This window comes from Clavibacter sp. B3I6, assembly GCF_030816895.1.
GTDB lineage: Bacteria > Actinomycetota > Actinomycetes > Actinomycetales > Microbacteriaceae > Clavibacter.
This window is the reverse complement of the sequence record NZ_JAUSYL010000001.1, coordinates 982,068-1,007,130: the sequence shown is the minus strand read 5'-3', so window position 1 is coordinate 1,007,130 and position 25,063 is coordinate 982,068. Positions and strand designations below refer to the sequence as shown.

The window sequence follows — 25,063 nt, the reverse complement described above, 5'->3', positions numbered from 1 at the left end:
CGGTCGCATTGCACGACCGATCATCATCTCGAAGAGGAGAGCATTCCATGACCCATGTTCGATCCCGCGCCGGGCGGATCCTGGCGGCTTGTGCCTCCGCATCCGGCCTCGTACTCGCAGCTTCCCTGTCCGCGGGCCCCGCCGAAGCGGCGACCATCACCTACAGCCCTCACCAGCAGGCCCCGACGAGCGGAGTCGAAGCGTGCTCTTGGACCCGGGGACCATAGGCCTGTGCAACGCGGGCTTCGGCGATGTGAGCGTCGCCTCCTGGGACACCGGCATCGGTCATGTGGATCTGTTCTGCGGCGATGACCGTTCCGGGTACGTCCACATCCGGACGGACCATCAAGTCGACTGGCAGACCGTCGTGGACGGCGCGGGTGGGGGAGCCGAGTGGGACGACTTCATGGTCTTCGCGACCGGATCCATAGTCGCTTCGCCTGCTCCCGGTTTCCCGAAGGATGCCGGTGCTGGCAAACTCTGCTACTCAGCGCCCATCCTCATCAAGGACGCGGATGGGAACGTCGTGGACACGTACAACCCGACCGTCCTCGTCTCCGAGAACAACAAGAGGATCATCACGTCGTACCCGACTCGCGTGGACCGCTGTGGTTGATCCCCATCCGATTCGGGACATCGTCTTGTCGGTCGACTATCTGCAGGACTGGCCGCTCGACGACATCATGTGGCCTGGCCCTCCGCTGGACTGGGACACCCTCATCTCGCAGGAGCTGCGCGACCGGTTGGTCGCATGGGCGGCGTTCTTTAACGCGCACGTCGACTGGGAGACCGGCCTCTTCGGCTCGGAGGAGCGGCGCCGTTGGTACGACGTCGAAGGCGTCCAGCTCATGTACGACCTGCAGGAGGCGCTGGAGGGCCGGTTCCGGGTGAGGCTGCGTCTCCCCAAGTAGCAGCCAGCCCTCCTGATGCCGAGGGGCCGCATCCGATGGATGCGGCCCCTCTCCTGCGTTCCGTGCGCGCGGCGCTAGGCCGTGGCGGTCGGGTGCTCGCCGCCGGAGCGACGGCGGCGGTTGCGCGAGCGGGGGCGCGTCTGGCCGTCGGCGTGGGGCGCGTCGTGGCCGCCCGCGGTCGCCGGCTGCTCGCTGCCGATGGCCGCGGTCGCCTCGGCGGGCGACGTCGCGGCGGGAGCGGAGCTGCGGGTGCGCGAGCGCTCGCCGCCCCGTCCGCCGGAGCGGTCGCCGCCACGGTCGCCGCCACGGTCGCCGCCGCGTCCGCCGTCGCGTCCGCCCGAGCGGCCGCCGTCACGACCGCCGTCGGAGCCGCGGCTGCCGGGACGCTCGCGCGGGGTGCCGTCGGGGTTGACGGTGGGGGTCGCGCGGAGGCGGCCCTTGGATCCGGCGGGGATGTCGAGGTCGGTGAACAGGTGCGGCGACGACGAGTACGTCTCGGTCGGCTCCGGCTGGCCGAACTCGAGAGCGCGGTTGATGAGCGCCCACTTGTGCAGGTCGTCCCAGTCGACGAACGTGACCGCGATGCCCGTCTTGCCCGCGCGGCCCGTGCGGCCGACGCGGTGCAGGTACGCCTTGTCGTCCTCGGGGATGGTGTGGTTGATCACGTGGGTGACGTCGAGCACGTCGATGCCGCGCGCCGCAACGTCCGTGGCGATGAGGATGTCCTTCTTGCCGGCCTTGAAGGCGGCCATCGCGCGCTCGCGCTGCTCCTGGTTGAGGTCGCCGTGCACGGCCGCGGCGTTGAAGCCGCGGTCGTTGAGCTCCTCGACGAGGCGGGCGGCGGCGCGCTTGGTGCGCGTGAAGATCACGGTCTTGCCGCGGCCCTCGGCCTGGAGGATGCGGCCGATGACCTCGTCCTTGTCCATGTTGTGCGCACGGTAGACGAGGTGGCGGATGTTGGCCTGCATGAGGCCCTCGTCGGGATCCGTCGCGCGGATGTGGATCGGCTTCGTCATGAAGCGGCGGGCGAGCGCCACGATCGGGCCCGGCATGGTGGCCGAGAACAGCATGGTGTGGCGGACCGCCGGGGTCTGCGCGAAGAGCTTCTCGATGTCGGAGAGGAAGCCGAGGTCGAGCATCTTGTCGGCCTCGTCGAGCACCATCTCGCGCACGTCCTTCAGCGAGAGGAGGCGCTGGCCCACGAGGTCGAGGAGGCGGCCCGGGGTGCCGACGACGATCTGGGCGCCAGCCTTCAGCTGCTCGATCTGGCCCTCGTAGGCCTTGCCGCCGTAGATGGAGACGACGGTGGTGGCGCGGTTCGCGGTGGCGACCTGGAGGTCCTCGGTCACCTGGACCGCCAGCTCGCGGGTCGGCACGACCACGAGGGCCTGCACGCCGGGCTCCGGGGTGAGGCCGAGCCGCTGGATGAGCGGGAGGCCGAAGCCGAAGGTCTTGCCGGTGCCCGTCTTGGCCTGGCCGATGATGTCCTGGCCGGAGAGGGCCAGGGGGATCGTCTGCTCCTGGATGGGGAAGGGTTCGAGGATCCCGTGGTCGGCGAGCGCCTGGACCATGTCCTCGTCGATGTTCAGTTCGGTGAAAGTCACGTTGTGCCCTGTCTAGCGGTGCGGTCCACGCCCGGACTGCTTCTCTGCGGGCGCGATGGGGCCCTTCCGTTGAGGGACCACGGGCGAGTTTAGCGGGCGGGGGCCCGGACGCCGCCTCCCGCTCCCTATACGCTGGCCACGTGCTCAAGATGTTCGGACGCCGGTCGACGACGATCGACGCGCCCCGGGTCAGGTCCCGCGGCGAGTCGAAGCGCCGCTCCTCCGCGCCGACCGTGAGCGTCGACGACTTCTCGCCCGACACCCTCCGCTTCCTCGGCGCGGTCGCCTACCTGCAGCTGACCGTCTTCGAGGCCCTGTCGCGCGCCGTCACCGAGGCGCCCGACCTCGCGGGCAAGGAGGCGGTCTCGACCGCCGCCGGCATCGCGCTGGGGAAGCACCAGGCGCTCGCCGCGGAGATCAAGCGGCTGGACGGCGACCCGAGCATCGTCATGGAGCCCCACCGGGGCGCCTTCGACCGCTTCACCGCCACCGTCGCCGGCGGCGACTGGTACGAGAGCCTGCTCTCCTCCTACATCACCACCGGGCTGCTCGACGACTTCTTCGTGCGGCTCGCCTCGGGCCTGCCGTCGGACCAGCGGCACCGCGTGGTCGTGCTGCTCTCCTCGGGCGTGGGCCAGCAGGGGATCGTCGACGCCGTGCGCGCCGGCATCCGGCGCGATCCCCGTCTCGCCTCCCGCCTCGCCATGTGGGGCCGGCGCCTCGTGGGCGACACGCTCCTCGTCGCGGGCACGGCCATGCGCGCGTCGCTCGCCGACCCGGACGACGCGCGCGTGCACCTCGAGCCCGTGTTCGCCGGCATCATCACGGCGCACACCCGGCGGATGGACGCGCTCGGGCTCACGGCCTGACCGGTCCCGCGCGATCGGGCCCGGCTCTCGCCGCCCGGACTCCCGGACGACGGACGCCCGGCCCCACGAGGGGCCGGGCGTCGTGTCGTGCAGGCGGTCCAGGCGCCGGTTCAGGCGCCGATGGCCGCCAGGTCGCGCGCGTCGGCGGCGGAGCGGCGGCGTCCGACCACGAGGTCGACGCCGGCCGCGACGAGCGCCGAGATCGCGAGCGCGGCGAACCAGATGACGCCCTGGTCCCAGCGGAGCCCCGCCCACGTGAGCGCGACCCAGGCGGCCATCGCGGCGGCCGAGCCGACCGCGGGCGCCAGCAGCACGCCGTGCGTGGCACGGCGGGGGAGCGCGTAGCGCGCGACGAGCCCGATGAGGGCGCCGAGGAGCGCGACGAACAGGAGCTCCACGGGGTCGGGCTAGCGGACGAAGCCGATGCGCGGGGCGTCGGCGCTGCCGAGCTCCACGTAGGCGAGGTGGGCGGTGACCGCGAGGTGGGTGGCGCCCTTCTCGTCGGTGAAGGAGATGAAGGGCGCGCCGTCGCGGACGGCCGCGGTGACGGTCTCCTGGACCTCCTCGGGCGTCTGCTTGCTGGTGAAGGAGAGCTCGCGGGCGGTGTTGACGAGGCCGATACGGATTTCCACGGGAGGTGCCTTTCGATGCGTCGGATGCGACGGTGCTCCCCTGAGGTTAGGGCACCTTCCCGCGCGGTCCCGCGGCGTTCACTGAGGGCGGACGCGGCGGGCGTCGCCGTGCGTCGCGGGCGCCCGCCGCGGGCGTCCGCCGTGGCCGTGGGCGGGGCGGTCCGCGGATCCGGCGACGTCGGGGGCCGCCGGTAGCGTGGGCGCGTGACCATCAGGGGATTCCGCCAGCCGCCCGCCTCCGCCGGCGACGGGGGCCCCGCGGTCGAGCTGGACCCGTCGCAGCGCGCGGTCGTCGAGCTGCCCGTCGGGGTGAGCGCGGCGGTCCTCGGCGCGCCGGGCTCCGGCCGCACCACCACGCTGAAGGAGCTCGTGGCCGAGCGGATCCTCGCGCAGGGGCTCGACCCCGCCGAGGTCCTGGTGCTCGCGCCGTCCCGCGCCGCCGCCACCCGCCTCCGCGACGAGCTGGCGCTGCGGGTCGGCGTGCCCACGCTGGGGCCGCTCGCGCGCACCGCCACCTCGGTCGCGTTCGAGGTGCTCGCCCGCCGCGCCGCCGAGACCGGCACCGAGCCGCCGCGGCTGCTCACGGGCGCCGAGCAGGACCAGATCATCGCCGACCTCCTCGCCGGGCACGAGGAGCTCGGCATCGGACCCGCGTGGCCCGACCCGCTCGGCGTGGAGGTCCGGCGGCTCCGCGCCTTCCGCACGGAGCTCCGCGAGCTGCTCATGCGCGCCACCGAGGAGCGCGTGCGGCCGGATGCGCTCGCGGCGCTCGGGCGCGCGCACGGCGTCCCCGAGTGGATCGCCGCGGCCGCCTTCGCGCGCGAGTACGAGGACGTGGTCGACTCCTTCCGCGGCGACCACCTCGACAGCGCGGAGCTGCTCGCGGAGGCCGTGCTGCTCGTGTCCCGCGGGGAGGCGCTCACCGGGATCCGGCTGGTCGTCGCCGACGACCTGCACGAGGCCACCGTCGCCACGCTGTCCCTCCTCCAGGCGCTCGCGGCGCGCGGCGCCGACGTGGTCGCGTTCGGCGACCCCGACGTCGCGGCCGCCACCTTCCGCGGGGCGGAGGCCCCGGCGCTCGGCCGCCTGTCCACCGTGCTCGGGCTGCCGGACCTCCGCACGCTCGTCCTCGACCGCGTGCACCGGCAGCCGCCCGCGCTCCGGGCGCTCACGTCCGCGGTGACGGCGCGCATCGGCGCGGCGGGCGCGGGGCGGCAGCGGCAGGCGGGATCCGCTCCCGGGCTGGTCGACGACCGCGACCCGATCCAGGTCATCGAGGCGCCCACGCGCGCGATCGAGCTCGCCCGCCTCGCGCGCCGGCTGCGCGAGGAGCACCTGCTCGGCGGCGTGCCGTGGGCGCGGATGGTCGTGCTCGTGCGCTCCGGATCCCTCGTGCCGCAGGTCGCGCGCAGCCTCGCGACCGCCGAGGTGCCCACGCGGACGGCCGTCGCCGGGCGCGCCCTCCGCGACGACCTCGCCGCGCTCGCGCTCATCCGCGCCGTCGACGTTGTGCTCGGGCGCGTGCCGCTCACGCCCGACATCGCGGCCGAGCTCGCCACGGGCCCGCTCGGCGGCCTCGACGGGGTCGCGCTCCGCCGCCTCCGCCTCGCGCTCCGCCAGGAGGAGCTCGCGGGCGACGGCCACCGGTCGAGCGACGAGCTGCTCGTGGAGGCGCTCGCCGCGCCCGGGCTCTTCGACACGCTCGACCTCGCTCCCGCCCGTCGCCTCGCGCGCCTCGCCCGCTCGCTGCAGGCCGGGCGCGAGCTCGCGGCCGCCGACGGCACCATCGAGGAGCTGCTCTGGCACCTGTGGGAGGGCTCGCGCCTCGCGCCGCAGTGGTTCGAGCAGGCGCTGCAGACCGGCATCGTCGCCGACCAGGCCAACCGCGACCTCGACGGGGTCGTCGCGCTCTTCACGGCCGCCCGGCGCTTCGTGGAGCGGAACCCGGGGCGGCCCGCGTCCGACTTCGTCGAGGAGCTGCTCGGCGCCGAGGTCCCCGAGGACACGCTGTCGCCGCAGCCGCTCGCCGACACCGTGCTGGTCGCCACGCCCTCCGCCGTCGTCGGCGCCGGGTACGAGGTCGTGGCGGTCGCCGCGCTGCAGGAGGGCGTCCTGGCCGAACCTGCGTCTCCGCGGATCCCTCCTGCACCCCCAGCGCCTCTCGGCCGTCGCGCGCGGGCTCGACCGCGCCGACGTCGACGAGCGGGCCGAGGTCCTCGGCGACGAGCTGAGGATGCTCGCGCTCGCCGTGTCGCGGGCGTCGCGCCTCGTCGTCCTCAGCGCCACCGCGAACGACGAGGAGGCGCCGTCGCCGTTCCTCCGGCTCGTGCCGCCCGCACCCGGGCTCGCCGAGGCGGAGGCGGGCGCCGAGGCCGGCCGCGTGGCGCAGGACGCGCCCGCCGCCCTGCGGATCCGGCCCGACCACCCGCTGTCGCTCCGGGGCCTCGTCGGCGCGCTCCGTCGCGAGCTCGCGGTCGTGCACCGCGACGCCGTGCTGCTCGACGACGGCCGGGTCGTCTCCGGCGACCGCACGGCCCGGCGTCCGGCGGACGCCACCCGGGAGCGCGGCCTCGCCGCCGCGTCCGCGCTGGCCCGGCTGGCCGCGGAGGGCGTGACGGGCGCCGATCCCGCGGAGTGGTACGGCCTGCGCGAGCCCTCCACCACGGAACCCGTCGTCGACCTCTCCGACCCCGAGGCGCGCGTGCCCGTGTCGCCGTCGCGGCTCGAGGCCTTCGAGCGCTCGCCGCTCAACTGGTTCATCGACCAGGCGTCCGGGGGATCCACGAGCACGGCCATGGGCATCGGCACCATCGTGCACGCGGTGATGGAGGAGGCGAGCCTCGACCCCGACGCCGACCTCCGCCCGCCCGCCCTCGAGGCCCGCCTCGACGAGCGCTGGGGCGAGCTGCCCTTCGAGTCGCCCTGGGTGGGGGAGCGCGAGCGGCGGCAGGCTGGCGAGCTCATCGCAGGCGTCAGCGGATACCTCCGCGACTTCCAGGCGGACGGCGGGCGCATGCTCGCGGCCGAGGGCTCCTTCGAGCTCGAGGTGGGCGTCGCGCGCCTCCGCGGCATGATCGACCGCATCGAGCTGACGAAGGAGGGCCAGGTGGTCATCGTCGACCTCAAGACCGGGCGGCGCTACCCGACGCGGGGCGAGATCCCCGCGCACGCGCAGCTCGGCTCCTACCAGCTGGCCTTCGTCGAGGGCTCGCTCGAGCAGGTGCCCGTCGACGCGCCGTCGGGCGGTGCCAAGCTGCTCTACGTCTCGGGCGGCACCGGCGGCCGGCCGTACCGCGAGCTGCCGCAGGAGCCGCTCACGCGCGAGGAGCTCGACGGCTTCCGCACCCGCATCGCGGACGCCGCCCAGGGCATGGCGGGAGCGACCTTCGACGGCACGCCGGACCTGGGGGAGCGGGACCCGGGATCGGCCCGGCGGTACCGGATCCACCTCGTGCGGGCGGTGTCGGCGTGAGCGGCGTGGACGCGGTCCGGGACGCGGGCGCGGCGGCCGCCGGCCCCATCAGCGCCCGACGCATCGCGGAGACGCTCGGCCTGCCGAGCCCCACCGAGCAGCAGCGGCGCGTCATCGAGTCGCCGCTCGAGCCGGGCCTCGTCGTCGCGGGCGCCGGCAGCGGCAAGACCGAGACCATGGCGAGCCGCGTGGTGTGGCTCCTCGCGAACGGGCACGTGGGCGTCGAGGAGATCCTCGGCCTCACCTTCACGCGCAAGGCCGCGGGGGAGCTGGGGGTGCGGATCCGCGCGCGCATCGAGCAGCTGCAGCAGGCCGGGCTCGCGGCCGCGCCGGCCGACGCGTTCGCCACGCCCACCGTCCAGACCTACAACGCCTTCGCGAACGGCATCTTCCGCGACAGCGCGACGCTCATCGGCCGCGAGTCGGAGTCCGTCGTGCTCACGGAGGCGTCCGCGTGGCAGCTCGCGCGCCGACTCGTCGTCGAGAGCACCGACCCCCGGCTCCTCGAGCTCGGACGCGGCGTCGATCCCATCACGCAGGCCGTCATCTCCCTCAGCCGGGCGATGAGCGAGAACGTCGCCGACCCGGGCGAGGTCGTGCGCCTGGCCGGGGCGTTCGCGCGCCTCGAGGAGCTGCCGTTCGGATCCGCGCGCATCCGGAAGGCGCCCGCGGCCGAGGCCGTCGCCGCGGTGGGCGCGCTCCCGCCGCTCGTCGACCTCGCCGTGCGGTTCCAGGAGGAGAAGACCCGGCGCGGGCTCGTGGAGTACAGCGACCAGGTCGCCTTCGCGCTCGCGATCTGCGAGCGGGTGCCGCAGGTCGTCGCCGAGCACCGCGCGCGCTTCCGCGTCGTCCTGCTCGACGAGTACCAGGACACCTCCGTCGTGCAGACCCGGCTCCTCGCCACGCTCTTCGGCGGCACGCCCGTCATGGCGGTGGGGGATCCGCACCAGTCCATCTACGGCTGGCGCGGCGCGAGCGCGGCCAACCTCGCGCGCTTCGGCGCCGACTTCGCACCCGAGGGGGCGTCCGGCGCGGACGTGCCCGTCTACGCGCTCTCCACCAGCTGGCGGAACCCCGGCTCCGTGCTCGGCGCGGCGAACCGCATCGTCGAGCCGCTCACGGCCGCGTCCCGGATCCCGGTTCGCGCGCCTGGAGCCCCGCCCTGACGCGGGCGACGGGCGCCTCGACGTGGCCTACGAGGAGACCATCGCCGACGAGGCCGCGGCGACGGCCGCGTGGTTCGCCGACCGGCTCCGGCAGGCGGGATCCGACGGCCGCCCCCGCTCGGCCGCGATGCTGTGCCGCTCGCTCAAGACCATCGAGCCGTTCACCACGGCCCTCGCCGACCGCGGCGTGCCGTTCCGCGTGCTGGGCCTCGGCGGCCTCCTCGACCAGCCGGCCGTCGTCGACCTCGTGTGCGTCCTCCGCGTGCTGCACGACCCCACCGCGGGCAGCGAGCTCGTGCGCCTCCTCACGGGCGCGCGCTGGCGCGTCGGCACCAGGGACGTGCACGCGCTGTCCCGCGTCGCCTCGTGGCTGATGTCCCGGGACCACGCGCAGAAGGAGCTGGCCGAGGACGTGCGGAAGGGCCTCCGCGCGTCCGTCGTCCCGGACGAGGTCGGCTCCGTCGTCGACGCGCTCGACTTCGTCGCCGGCGCCCCCGAGGGCCACCGCGCGCTCGAGGCGTTCAGCGTCGAGGGGCTCTCCCGGCTCCGCGCCTGCGGCCGCCAGCTGCAGGTGCTCCGGTCCCGCGTCGGGCTCGACCTGGTCGACCTCGTCACGGTCGTGCAGCAGGAGCTGCTGCTCGACATCGAGGTCGCCGCGAACGAGACGGATCCGCTCGGCCGCGCGAGCTTGGAGGCCTTCACCGAGCAGGTGGCCGGCTACCTCCAGGGCGACTCCGCCGGCACGCTCGGCCCCTTCCTCGCCTGGCTCGCCGAGGCGGAGCGGCGCGACAACCTCGCGCCGCGCACCGAGGAGCCGGAGCCCGGCACGGTGCAGATCCTCACCATCCACGGCTCCAAGGGGCTCGAGTGGGACGTGGTCGCGGTCCCGCGCATGGTCGACGGCGAGCTGCCCGGCACGCTGCGGGAGAAGCGGGGCTGGGTCGCTTTTGGCGCCCTGCCGTTCGAGTTCCGCGGCGACTCCGCGGAGCTGCCGTCGCTCGCCTGGCGCGGGGCCGAGACGCAGAAGGAGTTCGCCGAGGCCATGGAGGCGTTCGGCGAGGAGCTCGAGGAGCGCAACGCCGCCGAGCAGCGGCGGCTCGCGTACGTCGCCATCACGCGCACGCGCTCCGACCTGCTCCTCACCGGGTCGTTCTGGTCCACGCAGCAGAAGCCGCGGGGGCCCGGGACGTTCCTGCGCGAGATCCAGGAGGTCGGGCTGATCGCCGCGGACGCGCTGCCCGAGGCGCCCGAGCTCGAGGAGAACCCGCTCGAGCCGGGGAGCGCCCGCGTCGCCTGGCCGCTCCCGCCGCTCGGCCCCCGCGAGGCCCGGGTGCGCGCGGCCGCCGAGGCCGTGGCCGTCGCCGACCCGGGGGCCGAGACCGTCTGGACGCGCGACATCGACCTCCTCCTCGCCGAGCGCGACGCCCGTGCACGGGACGCCGAGCTCGTCGACCTGCCCACGCGCATCCCCGCATCCCGCTTCAAGGACTTCGTGAGCGACCCCGCGGGCGTCGCCGCCCGGCTCCGCCGCCCGATGCCGGAGCGCCCGTACCGGCAGACCCGCCTCGGCACGCTCTTCCACGGCTGGGTCGAGGCGCGCTACGGCCCCGCGGGCACGGGCGACGTCATCGACGCGTCCGGCATCGAGCTCGACCAGGACCCGACCGAGCCGCCCGTGGAGCAGGAGGACCTCGACCGGCTCCGCGCCGTCTTCGAGGCGAGCGAGTGGGCGAGCCGGAAGCCGGAGGAGGTCGAGGTCGAGATCCACATGGAGCTCGCCGGCCAGGTGGTCATCTGCAAGATCGACGCCGTGTTCCTCATCGACGGCCGCTACCGCGTCGTCGACTGGAAGACGGGGCGCACCCCGAAGGACGCGGCCGACCTCGAGCTCAAGCAGCTGCAGCTCGCGCTCTACCGCCTCGCCTTCGCGAAGTGGCGGGGCATCGACCCGGATCTCATCGACGCGGAGTTCTACTTCGTGGCCGAGGACCGGTCGCTGAAGCCGGAGCGGCTCTACTCCGAGGAGGACCTCGTGGCGCTGTGGTCGGGCGCGCGGACGCCGGAGGGGTCGCGCGGGCCGTCGGGGCCGATGGTGGGCTGAGGTCGGGAGTCGAGCATCTCCTCGACCTGGTCGACGTCCATCACGGGCAGCGTCTCGTGGGCGATGCGGTGCCCCTCGTCGGCGCGCACCGTGTCGACGAGCGCGCTGAGCATGTTCACGGCGTCGTCGATGATGCCCTGGTTGCGGCTCTCGGTGCCGTGCAGCAGCCAGCGGGCGATCTCGAGCTCGGCGTAGAGCAGCGCGCGCTGCTTGAGCTGGCGGTCGACCGTCACGTGGTGCGCGGCGTTGTACGCCCGGAACACGCTCTCCGCGACGTGCTCGGCGCGCGCGCCCAGCACCCAGTGCAGGTCGTGGGCGGGGTCGGCCACGCGGAGCTCCGACCAGCCGATCATCCCCGTCACGTCGTCGCCCTCGACGAGGAACGAGGAGGCCTGCACGGCGCCGTTGACGACCGTCGGCTGGAACTGCCACAGCGACGCGTCGTCGAGGGCCTCCTCCCACCGGGTGAGCAGGAGGCTCGGCACGAGCGCGGTGGCCGCGGCCCGGTCGATGAGGGCGGCGGTCTGGCTGTGGATCTCGGCGGCCGAGAGCACGGGGAGCCCGGCGTCGGCGACGAACCCGGTCGGCAGGCTGTGCACGGCCGAGACGGCCGCGCCGATGGAGCGCGCGAGGCCGTCGCCCGCGGGGATCTCGTCGAGCGAGATGACCCGGCCGGGCACATGGCCGTAGACGAAGCCGCGCGTGGGCTTGATGGGCGCCTGCCCCAGGAACTCGGGCACCCGGAACGGCAGGCGCGAGCGGATCCCGGTGCTCAGCGCCCGGAGCGCCACGAGATCCGCGGACTGCTCGGACTCGGCCGCCTGCGTGGTCGGGACGCGCACGAGGAGCTCGCGCTGGTCCTTCGTGGTGACCAGCGCGGAGTCGAAGTCGCCCGCGCCGCCGGCCGTGAACGGGGAGCTGCGGACCACGTCGAGCCCCGCGACGGCCGAGGTCGCCAACGCGGCTAGAGTGAGGTGGGATCTGGCCATGCCCTACAGGTTAGGTCGCCGGGAGCCCTCCGTCTCACCGCGCCACGCGCTTCCGGCCGCACACGGACACCGTGGGCGGACCGCAGCTCCCGCCGTCGGCGCCCCTCGGCCCGTCGCCCCCGAAGTCGATTGGTCACCCGTGCTCGACAGCTTCCTCTCCCGCCTGCCCCTGTCCCGCGAGGGCGTCGACCGCGACGGCCTGCGCCGCGACTCGCCGGCCCTGTTCGACGAGCTCTGGGCGGATCCCGCCACGCGCGTCCTCGCCCTGCACGGCCACCGCGCGCTGGGATCCGCGGCGGACGGCCGCGCCGCGCTCGACCTCCTCCCGGTGGACCGCGTGACGTCGGCGGCCATCCGCATCTACCTCGGCCGCACCACGGTCGCGCACGAGGGCGAGCCCGTCGGCACGCCCGTCGTCGCCGCGGTCCTCAGCGACGCCGCCGCGCTCGCGCTCGAGCCCGCGGAGGAGCGCTGGCTGGAGCTGCGGGTCACCGCCGTCCAGCTCGACGACCGCGACGCGGCGCTCTTCACGAGCGCGCTCGCCACCGCGAACTGGCACGCGTCGCACCCCTTCTCCCCGAAGACGGGCGAGCCGACCGTCGTCGAGCAGGGCGGCTGGGTGCGCCGCGCGCCGTCCGACGGCTCGCAGGTCTTCCCGCGCACCGACGCCGCCGTCATCATGGGCGTCGTCGACCAGGACGACCGCCTGCTCCTCGGCGCCAACGCCATGTGGGGCGGCGACCGCTACTCGCTGCTCGCCGGCTTCGTCGAGCCGGGGGAGTCGTTCGAGGCCGCCGTGAAGCGCGAGGTGCTCGAGGAGTCCGGCGTCACCGTCGAGGACCCGCGCTACCTCGGCAGCCAGCCGTGGCCGTTCCCGGCCTCCGTGATGGTCGGCTTCCTCGCGCGCGTCGCCGCCTCGAGCGGACCCGCCACGCCGGACGGCACCGAGATCATCGACCTGCGCTGGTTCAGCCGCGAGGAGCTGCGGGCGTCGCTCGGCGAGATCGCGCTGCCCGGCCCGTCGTCCATCGCGCGCGCCATCATCGAGGAGTGGTACGGCGGTCCCCTCGAGGACGGCGAGCGGGAGTGGTGACCCGGCGATCGTGACCGACCAGCTCGTCCCCGGGACGCCCGGGCCCGACCCCTACGGATCGCGCGCACCGGGCGGATCCGCCGCCGGCTCCGTGCCGGGGACCGCGGGCCTCGCGCCCCTCGTCCCCGTCGAGGCCACGGAGGAGGGGCCTACCGCCGAGACCCTCCTCGAGGCGCTCGACGACCAGCAGCGGCTCGCCGCGCAGGCGCTCCTCGGGCCCGTCGTCGTCCTCGCGGGCGCCGGCACGGGCAAGACGCGCGCCATCACGCACCGGATCGCGTACGGGATACAGGCGGGCGTCTACCCGCCCAATCGGGTGATGGCGCTGACCTTCACCTCGCGCGCCGCGGCGGAGCTGCGCGGACGCCTGCGGGAGCTCGGCGCGGGACCCGTCGCCGCCCGCACGTTCCACGCCGCCGCCCTCAAGCAGCTCAACTTCTTCTGGCCGCAGGTGGTCGGCGGCACCATGCCCCGACTCATCGAGAGCAAGGGGCGGATGCTCGGCCACGCCGCCGAGTCCCTCCGCCTCCGCCTCGACACGGCGGCCCTCCGCGACATGGCCGCCGAGGTCGAGTGGCGCAAGGTCTCGATGATCTCGATCGAGCAGTACGGGCTCGCCGCGCGCACCACCCGCACGCTGCCGCCGAAGCTCGACCCCGACCAGGCCGTCGCGCTCCTCCAGGCCTACGAGGACATCAAGGACCAGCGCCGCCAGCTCGACTTCGAGGACGTGCTGCTCGCGACGGCCGGCATGATCGAGGCGGAGCCGTGGGTCGCGCAGCAGGTGCGCGAGCAGTACCGCTTCTTCGTGGTCGACGAGTACCAGGACGTCTCGCCGCTGCAGCAGACGATCCTCGACCTCTGGATGGGCGACCGCCGCGACCTCTGCGTGGTCGGCGACGCCAGCCAGACCATCTACTCGTTCGCGGGCGCGAAGAGCGCCTACCTCCTCGACTTCGCGTCGCGCTTCCCCGAGGCGACCGTGGTGCGGCTGGAGCGGAACTACCGGTCGACGTCCGGCATCACGGAGGCCGCGAACCGGCTGATGCGCGGCCGCCCGGGGGCCCTCACGCTCGTCTCGGCGGACGCGGACCCCGACGGCGACGGCACGGGCGCCGTCCGCTCGGGGCGCGGATCCGCCGCCGTGCCCGGTCGCGGCGAGGGCTTCCGCGCGCCCCAGGTGAGCGCGTTCCCGTCCGACGGCGCGGAGGCGCGGGCGATCGCGGGGGCCGTCGCGCAGCAGATCGCCTCCGGCATCGCGCCCGAGGACATCGCGGTGCTGTACCGGATGAACGGCCAGTCGGCCGTGCTCGAGCAGGCGCTCGGTGACGCGGGCGTGAGCTACCAGGTGCGCGGATCCCAGCGCTTCTTCGACCGGCCGGAGATCAAGCAGGCGCTCCTCGCGCTCCGCGGCGCCTCCGTCTCGATCTCCGGCGAGCCCCTCTTCAAGTCGGTGAGCGACGTGCTCCGCGGCCTCGGCTGGAGCCAGCAGCCGCCCGAGCAGCCGGGCGCCGTGCGCGACCGCTGGGAATCCCTCGACGCGATCATGGGCCTCGCGGAGCGCATGCCCGCGGGCAGCACGTTCCGCGCCTTCACCGACGAGCTGCTCGAGCGCCAGGCCGGGCAGCACGAGCCGACCGTCTCCGCCGTCACGCTCGCGACGCTGCACTCCGCCAAGGGCCTCGAGTGGGAGCACGTGTACCTGATGGGGCTCAGCGAGGGGCTGGTGCCGATCAGCTACGCGCAGACGCTCGAGGCCGTGGACGAGGAGCGGCGCCTCCTCTACGTGGGGATCACGCGCGCCCGATCCGGGCTGCGGCTCTCCTGGAGCCGGAGCGGACCGCAGCGGTCGGGTCAGCGGGAGCCGTCGCGGTTCCTGGCAGAGCTCGACACCCGCATCGCGGGTGGGGGCGCGACGCGCGGCGCGTGACGCGCCCCGTGCGCACGTCGAGCACCGCCTGGTGCGAGGCGAGCGCGTTGCCGCCCGTGCTGACGAGGACGTGGGCGGGCCGGGCGGCGAGGCCCGCGAGCTCGGCGGGCGCGAGTCCCGCCTCGGATCCGCTGTCGCGGCCGAGCAGCTGCGTCGCGATGGCGGGCCACGCGGGATCCGCGTCGACGCGATGGAGATCCAGGCAGTAGCAGCACGCCGTGCGGCCCGGCTCGACGAGCGGCCCGACCGCCGCGTGCCGGTCGCCGATCACCACCGGCAGGTGCGGCACGTCCTCCCGGGCCCAGCGCCCGTAGACGGCCGGGGCGATGGCGAAGTGCGCGACGAGGACGGCGAGGGCCGCGTGCGGATCCGCGTCGTCGGCGAGGCGCCGCATCCGCACGTCGTGCCCGGCGCGGGCCAGGGCGTCCGCGATGCGCTCGGCCGTCGGGCCGCCGCCCAGCACGGCGACGGGCCCGCGGCGCGGCGACCGGGGGAGGGGTGCGCGCTCGTCCTGCGGCGGCTGCTCCGTCGCCGGGGTCACCGAGGCCACGGGCTCGCGGGGCGGGAGGAGCGCCGGCCGCACCAGGTCGAGCAGCTGCGTGACCTGGGCGGGCGTCGCCCCCTCGGTCGCCGCGATCATGTCGAGCCCGCCGCGGCTGATGCCGTGGCGCAGCGCGTCGAGGAGGCGCTCGTCGAGCCGCGACACGGCCGTGAGCACCACGGGCGGGCGGTCGACGCCGAGCTGGAGGGAGTCCGGTGTGCGCCAGACGAGCGGGAGACGGGGATCGAGTCGGATGGCCATGGGCGCGGAGGGTGCCCGACCGGCGCCGTCCGCGCGGCGCGCGTCCACAGGTCCGCCGCGGTGCCGGTCCCGGGAGGTCCGGCGCACGGGGCCCGCATGCGGGAGGCCGGCGCCGCGGGTGCGGCGCCGGCCCCCGGCGATGGTGCGGGACGCGGGTCAGACCGGACGCGGGTCCTCGCCCCGGTCGTCGCCGGTCCCCTCGTCGGTCGGCTCACCGGGCTCGGTCGCCCGGCCCTGGCCGTCCTCCACGGGACGACCGGCGTCGGATCCGCTCAGCAGGTCCTCGAGGGCCTGGTCGACCTCGTCGGGCTCGGGCTCGCCCTGCGTGAGCCGCGCGACGAGCGCGTGCGGGGCGTCGATGTCCTCGGAGGTGGGCAGCACGTCGGGGTGCGACCACAGGGCGTCGCGCTGCTCGGCGCCGACGCCGTCGGACACGGCCTGCCACATGGCCGCGGCCTCGCGGAGGCGGCGGGGCCGGAGCTCGAGGCCCACGAGCGTGGCGAAGGCGGACTCGGCGGGTCCGCCCGTGGCGCGTCGGCGGCGGACGGTCTCGGCGATGGCCGACGCGCGCGGGAGGCGCACGGTGGCGGCCGCCGTGACGACGTCCACCCAGCCCTCGATGAGCGCGAGCATGGTCTCGAGCCGGGCGAGCGCCGCGAGCTGCGCGTCGGTCTTCGGCGGGATGAGGGATCCGTCGACCATGGCCTGGCGGAGCTCCTCGGGATTCGACGGGTCGAAGCCCTCGGCGAGCGACTCGAGCCGCTCGGTGTCGATGTGCACGCCCTTCGCGAACTCCGTGATGGAGGTGATGAGCTGCAGCCGCAGCCAGCGGGCGTGGCGGAACAGCCGGGCGTGGGCGAGCTCGCGGACGGCGAGGTAGATCTGCACCTGGTCCTCGGGGACGTCGAGGCCGGATCCGAACGCCGCCACGTTCTGCGGCAGGAGCGCGGCCTGCTGGTCGTCGAGGAGCGGGATGCCGACGTCGCCGCCCGAGACGACCTCGGTGGACAGCTGCCCGACCACCTGGCCGAGCTGCATCGCGAAGAGCGTGCCGCCGAGGTTCCGCATCATGCGGCCGGCGCCGGCGACCATGCCCTGCATCTCCTCGGGGGCGTTCTGCTGGAGCACCTCGGTGAGCGAGTCGGCGATGCTGAGGGCCACGGGCTCGGCGAGCTGCGTCCAGACGGGCATGGTGAGCTCGGTCCACTGCGCGCGGGTGATGAGGCGCGGCGAGACCGTGAGCTGGCTGACGTACGTGACCTCGTCGAGCCAGAGCGCCGCGACCTGGAAGGCCTGGTCGAGGGGCGCGGAGGATGCGGGCGTGACCTGGGTCTGCTCGGCCGCGGCCAGCTGCCTCGCACCCTCGCGGGCGACCTTCCAGTCGACGCCGTCGCCCGTGCTGCGGAGCGCTCCCTGCAGCTGCGCGAGGAGCTGGCGGACCATCTCCGGGTCCTGCGGGAGGCCCGCGGCGCCCGCGAGCTTGTCCGGGTCGATCTGCCCGTCGGCGCCGAGGAAGCGCTCCAGCATGCGACGGAACTCGTCCTCGGGATTCGGGGTGGGCTCGTCGGCCATGGAGGGTCTCCCGGTGGGTCTGGAGGGGCCGGACCGCGGTGCCGCGGGCGGTGGAACCACGCTAGCCCGCGCCCACGGGAAACCCATCCGCATTCGCCTAGGCTGGGCCGTCGCGGCTTCCGCCCGCCGCGAACAGCGGCCCGCGGGCCGCCCGTCACCCGCCCGGCGGCCGCATCCCGGCCCGTCGCGCCACCCGACCGCGAGGACCCCGGATGAGCCTGTTCGCCCAGCACGCCCCCCGCGCGCCCCGGCCGTCGCGCCGCCGTCGCGTCGGCCGCGCGCTCGCCGGATCGGGTGCCGTGCTCGCCCTCGCGCTCGGCCTCCTGCCGTCCCCGTACGTCATCGAGCAGCCCGGCCCCGTCTTCGACACGCTCGGCACGAGCGACCACGAGGGCACGGACCGGCCCCTCATCTCCATCCCGGACCAGCCGACGTACCCGACCGACGGGCGGCTCGACATGCTCACCGTCAGCGTCGTCGGGAACCCCCGCCCAGCGCCCGGACTGGTACTCGGTCGTCTCCGCGTGGCTCGACCCGAGCCGCAGCGTCGTCCCCATGGAGGCGGTGTTCCCGGCCGACCAGACCGCCGAGGAGCGCGACGCCCAGAACCAGGTGCAGATGACGGACTCCCAGCAGGACGCCGTCGCCGCCGCCCTCACGGAGCTCGGGATCGACGTGCCGCGCACGCTGCAGGTGCAGAGCGTCCTCGCGGGGTCGCCCGCCGACGGACCCCTGCGCACGGGCGACGCGATCCGCACCGTCGACGGCACCGCCCTGGTCGACCTCGCCGACCTGCAGGCGCGGGTCGCGGCGGCCGGCACGACGACGCCGCTGTCGTTCGGGATCACGCGCGACGGCCAGGAGACCACGGCCGAGGTCACGCCCGCCGAGCGCGAGGGGCGCCCGGTCATCGGCGTCGTCACCTCCACGTCCTACCAGTTCCCGTTCGAGGTCGACATCCAGCTCGACGACGTCGGCGGACCGAGCGCCGGCATGATGTTCGCGCTCGGGATCATGGACAAGCTCGAGGAGGGCTCGCTCACCGGCGGGAAGGCCATCGCGGGCACCGGCACCATCGACGCGGGCGGCACGGTCGGCCCCATCGGCGGGATCCGGCAGAAGCTCGTGGGCGCCGACCGCGCGGGGGCCGAGTACTTCCTCGCCCCGGCCGACAACTGCGGCGAGGTACGCGGCCACGTCCCCGACGGCCTCCGGGTGTTCGCCGTGTCGACCCTCGACGACGCGCTCGCGGCGCTCGGGGCGGTCTCCTCCGGCGGCGACCAGGACGCGCTGCCGACCTGCTGACGCGCGCCCGCGGAGGATCGGCGGGCCCCGGACGAGAGGGTCCCCTCACCCGGTCGGGGCACCCGGACCCTCGCAGGTCCCTGGCAAGGTGCCCGCCTAGGATGAGGACTCCGCTGTCCCCGACTCTGAGGCACACACGTGACAAGCACATCCGCCCGGCCCGCCAGACGGAGCCGAGCCCCCCTCGCCATCACGGCGGCCATCATCGCCGCGCTCGTGATCGCGTTCTTCATCTTCGCCGGCTTCTACGCCGACGTCCTCTGGTACGACCAGCTGGGCTACCTGGGAGTGCTGCTCACGCAGTGGGGCGCGGGCATCGCGCTGTTCCTCATCGGGTTCCTCGCCATGGCGATCCCGGTGTTCTTCAGCATCCAGGTGGCCTACCGCTCCCGGCCGGTGTACGCGAAGCTCAACTCGCAGCTCGACCGCTACCAGCAGGTCATCGAGCCGCTCCGGCGCCTCGCGATGTTCGCGATCCCGGCGGTGTTCGGCCTGTTCGCCGGCGTCTCCGCGTCGAGCGGCTGGCAGCGCACGCTGCTGTGGCTGAACCGCACGCCCTCGGGGAACACGGACCCGCAGTTCGGGCTGGACACCTCGTTCTACATGTTCGAGCTGCCCTTCTACCACGCGGTCGTCGGCTTCGCCTCGGCCGTCGTCATCATCTCGATGCTCGGCGTGCTCGCCACCAGCTACCTCTACGGCGCCGTGCGCTTCACCGGCCGCGAGGTGCGGATCTCGAAGAGCTCGCGCATCCAGATCGCCATCACGGCGGGCGTCTACTTCCTGCTCCAGGGCGTCAGCATCTGGCTCGACCAGTACTCCTCCGTCGTCAACATGGCCAACGGCGGCCTGTTCACCGGTGCCGCGTTCTCCGACGTGAACGCGGTCATCCCCGGCCGCACGATCCTCGCGGGCATCGCGGCCGTCGTCGCGGTGCTGTTCCTCATCACCGCGGCCATCGGCCGCTGGCGCCTGCCCATCATCGGCACGGCGGGGCTCGTCGTGGCCAGCATCCTCATCGGCACGGCCTACCCGGCCATCGTCCAGCGCTTCCAGGTGGAGCCGAACGAGCGCGCGCTCGAGGCGCAGTTCTACGAGCGCAACATCGAGGCGACGCGCGAGGCCTACGGCCTGGCGGACATCGAGGAGATCCCCTACGACGCGACCACGGACACCACGCCCGGCGCGCTCCGCGAGGACGCCGCCACCACGGCCAACATCCGCATCCTCGACCCCGCGGTCGTGGGCGACGCGTTCAGCCAGCTGCAGCAGTTCCGGCAGTACTACCAGTTCGGCGACAACCTCGACGTCGACCGGTACGACATCGACGGCCGCGTGCAGGACACGGTGGTCGCGGTCCGCGAGCTGAGCCCGACCAACACGGGCACGTCGTGGGTCAACCAGCACCTCGTCTACACGCACGGCTACTCCCTCGTCGCGGCGTACGGCACGCAGCGGACCTCCGACGGCCAGCCCGTGTTCCTCGAGTCCGGCATCCCGGCCTCGGGCGACCTCGGCGACTTCGAGCCGCGCGTGTACTTCGGCGAGAACTCGCCCGACTACTCGATCGTCGGCGGACCCGAGTCCGGCGACAAGGTCGAGCTCGACTACCCGTCCGGCGAGGACGGCGCGGACGAGACGTACACGACGTTCCAGGGCAACGGCGGGCCGAAGGTCGACAACGTCTTCAAGCGCCTCATCTACGCGCTGAAGTTCCAGTCGGAGCAGATCTTCCTGGCCAACCAGATCAACGACCAGTCGCAGATCCTCTACGACCGCGACCCGGCGGAGCGCGTCGGCAAGGTCGCGCCGTACCTCACGGTCGACAAGGACCCGTACCCCAGCGTGGTCGACGGCCGCGTGGTGTGGATCGTCGACGGCTACACGACGAGCGACCAGTACCCGTACTCGGAGCGCAACGACATGAGCCGCCTCATCGCGGACTCGCAGCAGACGCAGCCGCTCGTGCCGACGGACCGGATCAACTACATCCGCAACTCGGTCAAGGCGACGGTCGACGCGTACGACGGCAAGGTCACGCTCTACGCGTGGGACACCGAGGACCCGATCCTCAAGACCTGGCAGAAGGTGTTCCCCTCGACCCTCAAGCCGATCGCGGACATCTCGGGCGAGCTCATGAGCCACCTGCGCTTCCCGGCCGACATGTTCAAGGTGCAGCGCGCCGTCCTCGGCAAGTACCACGTCACGGACCCCGGCTCGATCTACTCGAACCAGGACCTCTGGACCACGCCGAACGACCCGACCCAGTCCACGGACGCGGGCACGCCGACGAGCCTCCAGCCGCCGTACTACCTGACCATGCAGATGCCCGGTCAGGACGCCCCGCGGTTCTCGCTGTACTCGACCTTCATCCCGCCGGCCACGCAGGACACCGCCCGGAGCGTGCTCACGGGCTACCTCGGGGTCGACTCGGACGCGGGCAGCACGGCGGGCGAGAAGGCGTCGGACTACGGGAAGCTGCGCCTGCTGACGCTGCCGAACGACGACACCATCCCGGCGCCGACGCAGATCCAGAACAACTTCAACTCCGACACGAACGTGGCGAACCAGCTCAACCTGCTGGAGCGCGGCGGCCGCACCTCGGTGGTGCGCGGCAACCTGCTGACCCTCCCGGTCGGCGGCGGACTGCTCTACGTGCAGCCCGTGTACGTCCGCTCGACGGGCGACACGAGCTACCCGCTGCTCCGCAAGGTGCTCGTGGCGTTCGGCGACAAGATCGCGTTCGAGGACACGCTGGACGCGGCCCTCGACAGCATCTTCGGGGGCGACTCGGGCGCCACCGCCGGTGACGAGGACGTCGTGCCCACGACGCCCGCGGACGGCGGCACGGACGAGGGCGCGACCGACGGCGAGGACGGGACCACCCCGACGCCCGCGCCGACCACCGCGCCCGCGGCTCCCGCGCAGGATGTGCAGGCGGCGCTCGACGCGGCCAACACGGCGCTCCAGGAGCGGCAGGCCGCGTACGCGTCCGGCGACCTGGTCGCCGCGGCGCAGGCGGATCAGCGGTTCACCGAGGCGGTCCAGCGCGCGTACGAGCTGAGCCAGCAGCAGTAGCGTCCGGCTCGTCACCAGGACGGCCCCGACGGCCCCGCGATGCGGGTGCCGCCGGGGCCGTCCTCGTCGGGGGACGCGTCTCGGGCGGGAGCCGCCGATGTGGTCATGAGCACCCGAGACGTCTGGTAATGTATTCCTCGTAGCGCGGGGTGGAGCAGTTCGGTAGCTCGCTGGGCTCATAACCCAGAGGTCGTAGGTTCAAATCCTGCCCCCGCAACAAGATGAAGGCCCGGTCTCCTGGAGACCGGGCCTTCTGCGTTCCCCGGGGCTGCGTTCCCCGGCGGCCCGGCGGCCCGGCGGAGCGGCTACCGCGCGTCGAGGGCGTCGACCGCGGCGAGGATCTCCGGCACCTCGGTACGGGTCGTGTAGTCGACGTGCACGTCGGCGAAGGTCACCCGCCGGTCGGCGTCCACGACGATCACGGTCGGGAACGGGATGTCGCCCGTGCCGTCGGCGTTGCCGTCGGCCACGTCGAAGCCGAGCTGCGCGTGCGCGGCCCGCGCCTCGGGGGTCGGCTCGGTGACGAGGCCGAGCGCGCGCACGAACGCGTTGGAGGGATCCGACAGCACGGCGAAGTCCAGGCCGCCGCCCGCGACCGCCTGCGCGCTGCCCTCGGGCGTCTGCGGGCTCACGGCCACGAGCGTCGCGCCGCGCTCCTGCAGCGCGGGCAGGAGCTCCGCCTGGTACTGGCGGAGCGTGAGGTTGCAGTACGGGCACCAGGCGCCGCGGTACAGCACGATGACGGCGGGGCCGTCGCCGAGGGTCGCGTGCAGGTCGACCTGCGCACCGTCGGGATCCACCAGGGTCGCCGCGGGCAGGGCGGCGCCGGGGGAGACCGCGCCGGACGGGACGCCGTCCGCGCGCAGGGCCTGCTGCTCCGCGGCGAAGACGGCCGAGAGCTCCGGGCCGATCTGCTCGGCGAAGCCGCGGTCGAAGTCGGCGATCTGCGCCTGGATGCTGGTGTCGGTCATGGTGTCTCCTCGGTCCGTCGGGTCGGTGCGCTCACCGTAGGCGGGCGATCCGGGAGGGACGCGGGACGGCCGTCACACGGCGTCACGACCGACACCCAGCGGACAGGCGGTCGTGGCCGACGCCCCGGCGCCGGGCGGGATCAGCGGCGACGGCCGGGGAGCAGCGCCTGCGCGAGCGGCACCACGGCGACCACGAGCAGCACCGTGCCGAGCACCTCGTCGTCCGGGCGGAGGAGCACGCCGCCCGCGAGGAGGCCGCCGAAGACGAGCGCCGAGACGGCGCGCCGGATGGTGCGCTCGAGGGAGCCGACGCGGCGCTCGAGGGTCGGGTCGCTGATGGGCAGCGAGCCCTCGTCGATGCGGCTGAGCAGCGCGTCGACCCGTCCGGGCAGGCGCGCCAGCGTGCCCGCGGTGTCGGCGACCCGCGTGCCGAGGTCGCGCACGACGTTGCCGCGCTCCTCGCGGATGAGGCGCTGCGCGTACGGCTCGACGGAGTCCCAGAGGTTGAACAGGGGATCCAGCGCGCTGCACACGCCCGAGGTGAGCGACATGGCGCGGATGATGAGCAGGAAGTCGTCCGGCAGCTGGAACGGGAGCGTGCGCACGACCTCCTGGAACTCCTCGGCGAAGGCGCGGAACTCCCGCGGATCCACCTCGCGCAGCTCCGCGAACCCGAGGCCGCCGAATCGGGCGAAGAGGCGCGTCATGGCGAGCTCGAGCTGCGTGGTGTCGGCGGACGGCAGCAGCACGCCGATGTCGCGGGCCGCGTCGACGAGGCCCTTCCCGTCGCGGGAGGCCGCGGCGATGAGCATCTTCCGGAGGCCCCGGCGGGTGCTCGGCGGCACCTCGCCCATCATCCCGAAGTCGATGAAGGTGAGCGTCCAGCCCTGCTCGACCGAGCCGTCCGCGACGGGCGTGACGAAGACGTTGCCGGGGTGGGGGTCCGCGTGGAAGAAGCCGTCGGCGAAGAGCTGGTCGAACATCACCGCGGCGAACACGGGGGCGACGTCCACCGGGTCGATGCCGGCGGCCAGTAGCCCGGCGTGGTCCGTGATCTTGATGGCCGTGACGTCCTCGAGCGTGAGCACCCGCCGGGTGCTGCGCTCCCAGACGATCTCGGGCACGGCGACGCGCGCGTCGTCGGCGAACATCTCCTGGAAGCGGGCGGAGCTGCGCGCCTCGTGCAGGTAGTCGATCTCCTCGAGGCTCGTCTCGGCGAACTCCTCGACGAGGGCGGGCGCGTCGACGCGGTCGGACACGAGCCGCACGTGCGTGAGCCAGCCGCCGATGCGGCGGAGCGCAGCGAGGTCGACGCGCACGATGTCGTCGATGCCCGGCCGCTGCACCTTGATGACGGCGCCCGTGAGGCCCGTGTCACCGGCGTCGAGGGGCCCGAGCACGGCCCGGTGCGCCTGGCCGAGCGACGCGGCGGCCACGGGCGTCTCGTCGACCCAGGCGAAGGCCTCCGTGAGGGGCATGCCCAGCTCGCGCTCGGCGAGCGCGCGGATCTCGGGGAAGGGGACCGCCGGCACCTCGTCCTGCAGGTCCTCGAGCTCGGCCGTGATCTCGGGCGGCAGCACGTCGAGGCGCGACGACATGAACTGGCCCACCTTGATCATGAGCCCGCCGAGCTCGACGGCCAGCACCCGGAAGCGCCGGGCGAAGCGCTGCATGCGCCGGGTGCGCGTGCGGTCGGCGATGCGGCGGAGGCCGACGCGGGGGAGGAAGAGCTCGTACCACCACGTGACCGCGAGGTTCCACGCGGCGAAGCGGAGGATGCGGCGGTAGCGGGCGCGCGTGCCCGGGGCGTCGCCCTCGGGCCCCGCCCCGGGCGCGGCGACGGCCGTGGCCGCGGTCACTCCCGGGCGAGGATCGCGTAGAGGCGGCGTCGGACCGCGTCGAGCTCGGCCGCGGCCTCGGCCACCTGCTCGGACGTGCCGGTGCGCTGCACCTGCGCGGCCGCCTGCGCCAGCGCGAGGCCGGCCTTCGGGAGGGTGGAGCGGTCGCGCCGGTCGTGAGCGTCGTGGCCGTGTCCGTCGGAGGCGTCCGCCCACGGCGCGGTGATGCCGTCGCGCGCCACTGCGGCCCGACCGGCCTCCGTCAGCGCGTGGACCCTGCGGCCGTCCGTGGTCTCGGCGGCGATGAGGCCCTCGTCGGCGAGGAGCTGGAGGGTGGGGTAGACGGAGCCTGCGGTCGGGGTCCACGCGCCGCGGGTGCGCTCCTCGATCTCGTGGATGATGCGGTAGCCGTGCATGGGCTCCTCGGCGAGGAGGGCGAGCACGGCCCGGCGGACGTCGTGGTGGCCCTCGCCGGGAGCGGATCCGGTGCCGGCGTCGCTGCCCGCGCTGCCGCCGTCGCGCTTCTCCCAGCGCGCCCGGAGGCTCTCCATCGCCTGCCACACGCCATCGGCGGCGTCTCCGAACGGGGATCCTGAGGTCGGGGACGATGCGGCCATGACGAGCTCCTAGCTGTGGGACGTGCGCGGTGCCTCCGACGATAGGGCGCGCACCTGGCCGCGGACCCGGGAGCGGCAGGTTCGTCAGCGAGCCGACAGGTCCGCGGCCCGGG

17 protein-coding genes, 1 tRNA gene and 2 pseudogenes are annotated in these 25,063 nt (G+C 74.2%); 12 read left to right on the top strand and 8 right to left on the bottom strand.

Going from position 1 to position 25,063, the window contains the following annotated elements; genetic code table 11:
- Positions 1 to 202: 202 nt before the first annotated feature.
- Positions 203 to 616 carry a hypothetical protein gene (locus QFZ62_RS04685; RefSeq protein WP_307502335.1) on the top strand — a complete coding sequence of 138 codons (414 nt, stop codon included), beginning with the start codon at positions 203 to 205 and terminating at the stop codon, positions 614 to 616.
- Entirely contained in the window at positions 609 to 911 is a 303-nt protein-coding gene (locus QFZ62_RS04680) for a hypothetical protein (RefSeq protein ID WP_307502333.1), read from the top strand. Before QFZ62_RS04685 ends, QFZ62_RS04680 begins: the two co-directional genes overlap by 8 nt.
- Positions 912 to 985: 74 nt before the next feature.
- On the opposite strand, the gene QFZ62_RS04675 is transcribed toward QFZ62_RS04680, so the two are convergent.
- Positions 986 to 2,515: a DEAD/DEAH box helicase gene (locus QFZ62_RS04675; protein WP_307502331.1), complete on the bottom strand. Its 1,530-nt coding sequence runs from the start codon at positions 2,513 to 2,515 to the stop codon at positions 986 to 988.
- 149 nt (positions 2,516 to 2,664) lie between these two features.
- Between QFZ62_RS04675 and QFZ62_RS04670 the strand changes: the two genes are divergently transcribed.
- Positions 2,665 to 3,384: a ferritin-like fold-containing protein gene (locus QFZ62_RS04670; RefSeq protein WP_307507690.1), complete on the top strand. Its 720-nt coding sequence runs from the start codon at positions 2,665 to 2,667 to the stop codon at positions 3,382 to 3,384.
- A gap of 110 nt (positions 3,385 to 3,494) precedes the next feature.
- Here the strand turns inward: QFZ62_RS04670 and QFZ62_RS04665 are convergent, their stop codons facing one another.
- Both QFZ62_RS04665 and QFZ62_RS04660 read right to left on the bottom strand, forming a co-directional pair.
- A complete protein-coding gene (locus tag QFZ62_RS04665) occupies positions 3,495 to 3,782 on the bottom strand; it encodes a hypothetical protein (RefSeq protein ID WP_307502329.1) in 288 nt (95 codons plus the stop codon).
- 9 nt (positions 3,783 to 3,791) lie between these two features.
- Positions 3,792 to 4,016 (bottom strand): DUF3107 domain-containing protein, encoded by a 225-nt coding sequence (locus tag QFZ62_RS04660; protein ID WP_307502327.1) that lies wholly within the window; start codon positions 4,014 to 4,016, stop codon positions 3,792 to 3,794.
- 204 nt (positions 4,017 to 4,220) lie between these two features.
- Between QFZ62_RS04660 and QFZ62_RS04655 the strand changes: the two are divergent.
- From QFZ62_RS04655 to QFZ62_RS04640, 4 genes and pseudogenes are all read left to right on the top strand, one after another.
- Positions 4,221 to 5,033, top strand: a pseudogene (locus QFZ62_RS04655) (UvrD-helicase domain-containing protein); the annotation flags it as partial.
- Positions 5,034 to 6,249: 1,216 nt separating this feature from the next.
- Positions 6,250 to 7,488, top strand: a complete 1,239-nt coding sequence (locus QFZ62_RS04650) for a PD-(D/E)XK nuclease family protein (protein ID WP_307502324.1) — start codon at positions 6,250 to 6,252, stop codon at positions 7,486 to 7,488.
- Positions 7,485 to 8,654 carry a UvrD-helicase domain-containing protein gene (locus QFZ62_RS04645; protein WP_307507688.1) on the top strand — a complete coding sequence of 390 codons (1,170 nt, stop codon included), beginning with the start codon at positions 7,485 to 7,487 and terminating at the stop codon, positions 8,652 to 8,654. Before QFZ62_RS04650 ends, QFZ62_RS04645 begins: the two co-directional genes overlap by 4 nt.
- A 22-nt stretch (positions 8,655 to 8,676) precedes the next feature.
- On the top strand, positions 8,677 to 10,755 hold the full coding sequence (locus QFZ62_RS04640) for a 3'-5' exonuclease (RefSeq protein ID WP_307502321.1): 2,079 nt from the start codon (positions 8,677 to 8,679) through the stop codon (positions 10,753 to 10,755).
- Here QFZ62_RS04640 and QFZ62_RS04635 read toward each other — a convergent pair.
- Entirely contained in the window at positions 10,668 to 11,744 is a 1,077-nt protein-coding gene (locus tag QFZ62_RS04635) for a phosphotransferase (protein ID WP_307502318.1), read from the bottom strand. The genes QFZ62_RS04640 and QFZ62_RS04635 overlap by 88 nt on opposite strands.
- A gap of 139 nt (positions 11,745 to 11,883) precedes the next feature.
- On the opposite strand from QFZ62_RS04635, the gene nudC reads away from it, so the two are divergent.
- Both nudC and QFZ62_RS04625 read left to right on the top strand, forming a co-directional pair.
- Positions 11,884 to 12,837, top strand: a complete 954-nt coding sequence (gene nudC / locus QFZ62_RS04630; protein WP_307502316.1) for an NAD(+) diphosphatase — start codon at positions 11,884 to 11,886, stop codon at positions 12,835 to 12,837.
- Positions 12,838 to 12,847: 10 nt separating this feature from the next.
- A complete protein-coding gene (locus QFZ62_RS04625) occupies positions 12,848 to 14,767 on the top strand; it encodes an ATP-dependent helicase (protein ID WP_307502314.1) in 1,920 nt (639 codons plus the stop codon).
- A gap of 958 nt (positions 14,768 to 15,725) precedes the next feature.
- Here QFZ62_RS04625 and QFZ62_RS04620 read toward each other — a convergent pair.
- Positions 15,726 to 17,141, bottom strand: a complete 1,416-nt coding sequence (locus QFZ62_RS04620) for a zinc-dependent metalloprotease (protein WP_307502311.1) — start codon at positions 17,139 to 17,141, stop codon at positions 15,726 to 15,728.
- Positions 17,142 to 17,353: 212 nt separating this feature from the next.
- Here QFZ62_RS04620 and QFZ62_RS04615 point away from each other — a divergent pair.
- The 3 genes and pseudogenes from QFZ62_RS04615 to QFZ62_RS04605 all read left to right on the top strand — a co-directional run bounded on the left by QFZ62_RS04615 (position 17,354) and on the right by QFZ62_RS04605 (position 21,741).
- Positions 17,354 to 18,446 (top strand): annotated as a pseudogene (locus QFZ62_RS04615) (PDZ domain-containing protein).
- 138 nt (positions 18,447 to 18,584) lie between these two features.
- A complete protein-coding gene (locus tag QFZ62_RS04610) occupies positions 18,585 to 21,524 on the top strand; it encodes a UPF0182 family protein (protein WP_307502306.1) in 2,940 nt (979 codons plus the stop codon).
- 143 nt (positions 21,525 to 21,667) lie between these two features.
- Positions 21,668 to 21,741 (top strand) — tRNA-Met (locus QFZ62_RS04605).
- Positions 21,742 to 21,829: 88 nt separating this feature from the next.
- Here the strand turns inward: QFZ62_RS04605 and QFZ62_RS04600 are convergent.
- The 3 genes from QFZ62_RS04600 to QFZ62_RS04590 form a co-directional block, all read right to left on the bottom strand.
- Entirely contained in the window at positions 21,830 to 22,495 is a 666-nt protein-coding gene (locus tag QFZ62_RS04600; RefSeq protein WP_307502303.1) for a peroxiredoxin-like family protein, read from the bottom strand.
- A gap of 140 nt (positions 22,496 to 22,635) precedes the next feature.
- On the bottom strand, positions 22,636 to 24,354 hold the full coding sequence (locus tag QFZ62_RS04595; RefSeq protein ID WP_307502300.1) for an AarF/ABC1/UbiB kinase family protein: 1,719 nt from the start codon (positions 24,352 to 24,354) through the stop codon (positions 22,636 to 22,638).
- Positions 24,351 to 24,950: a PadR family transcriptional regulator gene (locus tag QFZ62_RS04590; protein ID WP_307502298.1), complete on the bottom strand. Its 600-nt coding sequence runs from the start codon at positions 24,948 to 24,950 to the stop codon at positions 24,351 to 24,353. The genes QFZ62_RS04595 and QFZ62_RS04590 overlap by 4 nt, the downstream gene beginning before the upstream one ends.
- Positions 24,951 to 25,063 lie beyond the last annotated feature (113 nt).

Bases quoted from the DNA above. Each gene is read 5' to 3' on its own strand.
- QFZ62_RS04670 (WP_307507690.1), top strand. From the start codon at position 2,665: ATGTTCGGACGCCGGTCGACGACGATCGACGCGCCCCGGGTCAGGTCC.
- QFZ62_RS04650 (WP_307502324.1), top strand. From the start codon at position 6,250: ATGCTCGCGCTCGCCGTGTCGCGGGCGTCGCGCCTCGTCGTCCTCAGC.
- QFZ62_RS04635 (WP_307502318.1), bottom strand. From the start codon at position 11,744: ATGGCCAGATCCCACCTCACTCTAGCCGCGTTGGCGACCTCGGCCGTC.
- QFZ62_RS04620 (WP_307502311.1), bottom strand. From the start codon at position 17,141: ATGGCCGACGAGCCCACCCCGAATCCCGAGGACGAGTTCCGTCGCATG.
- QFZ62_RS04600 (WP_307502303.1), bottom strand. From the start codon at position 22,495: ATGACCGACACCAGCATCCAGGCGCAGATCGCCGACTTCGACCGCGGC.
- QFZ62_RS04590 (WP_307502298.1), bottom strand. From the start codon at position 24,950: ATGGCCGCATCGTCCCCGACCTCAGGATCCCCGTTCGGAGACGCCGCC.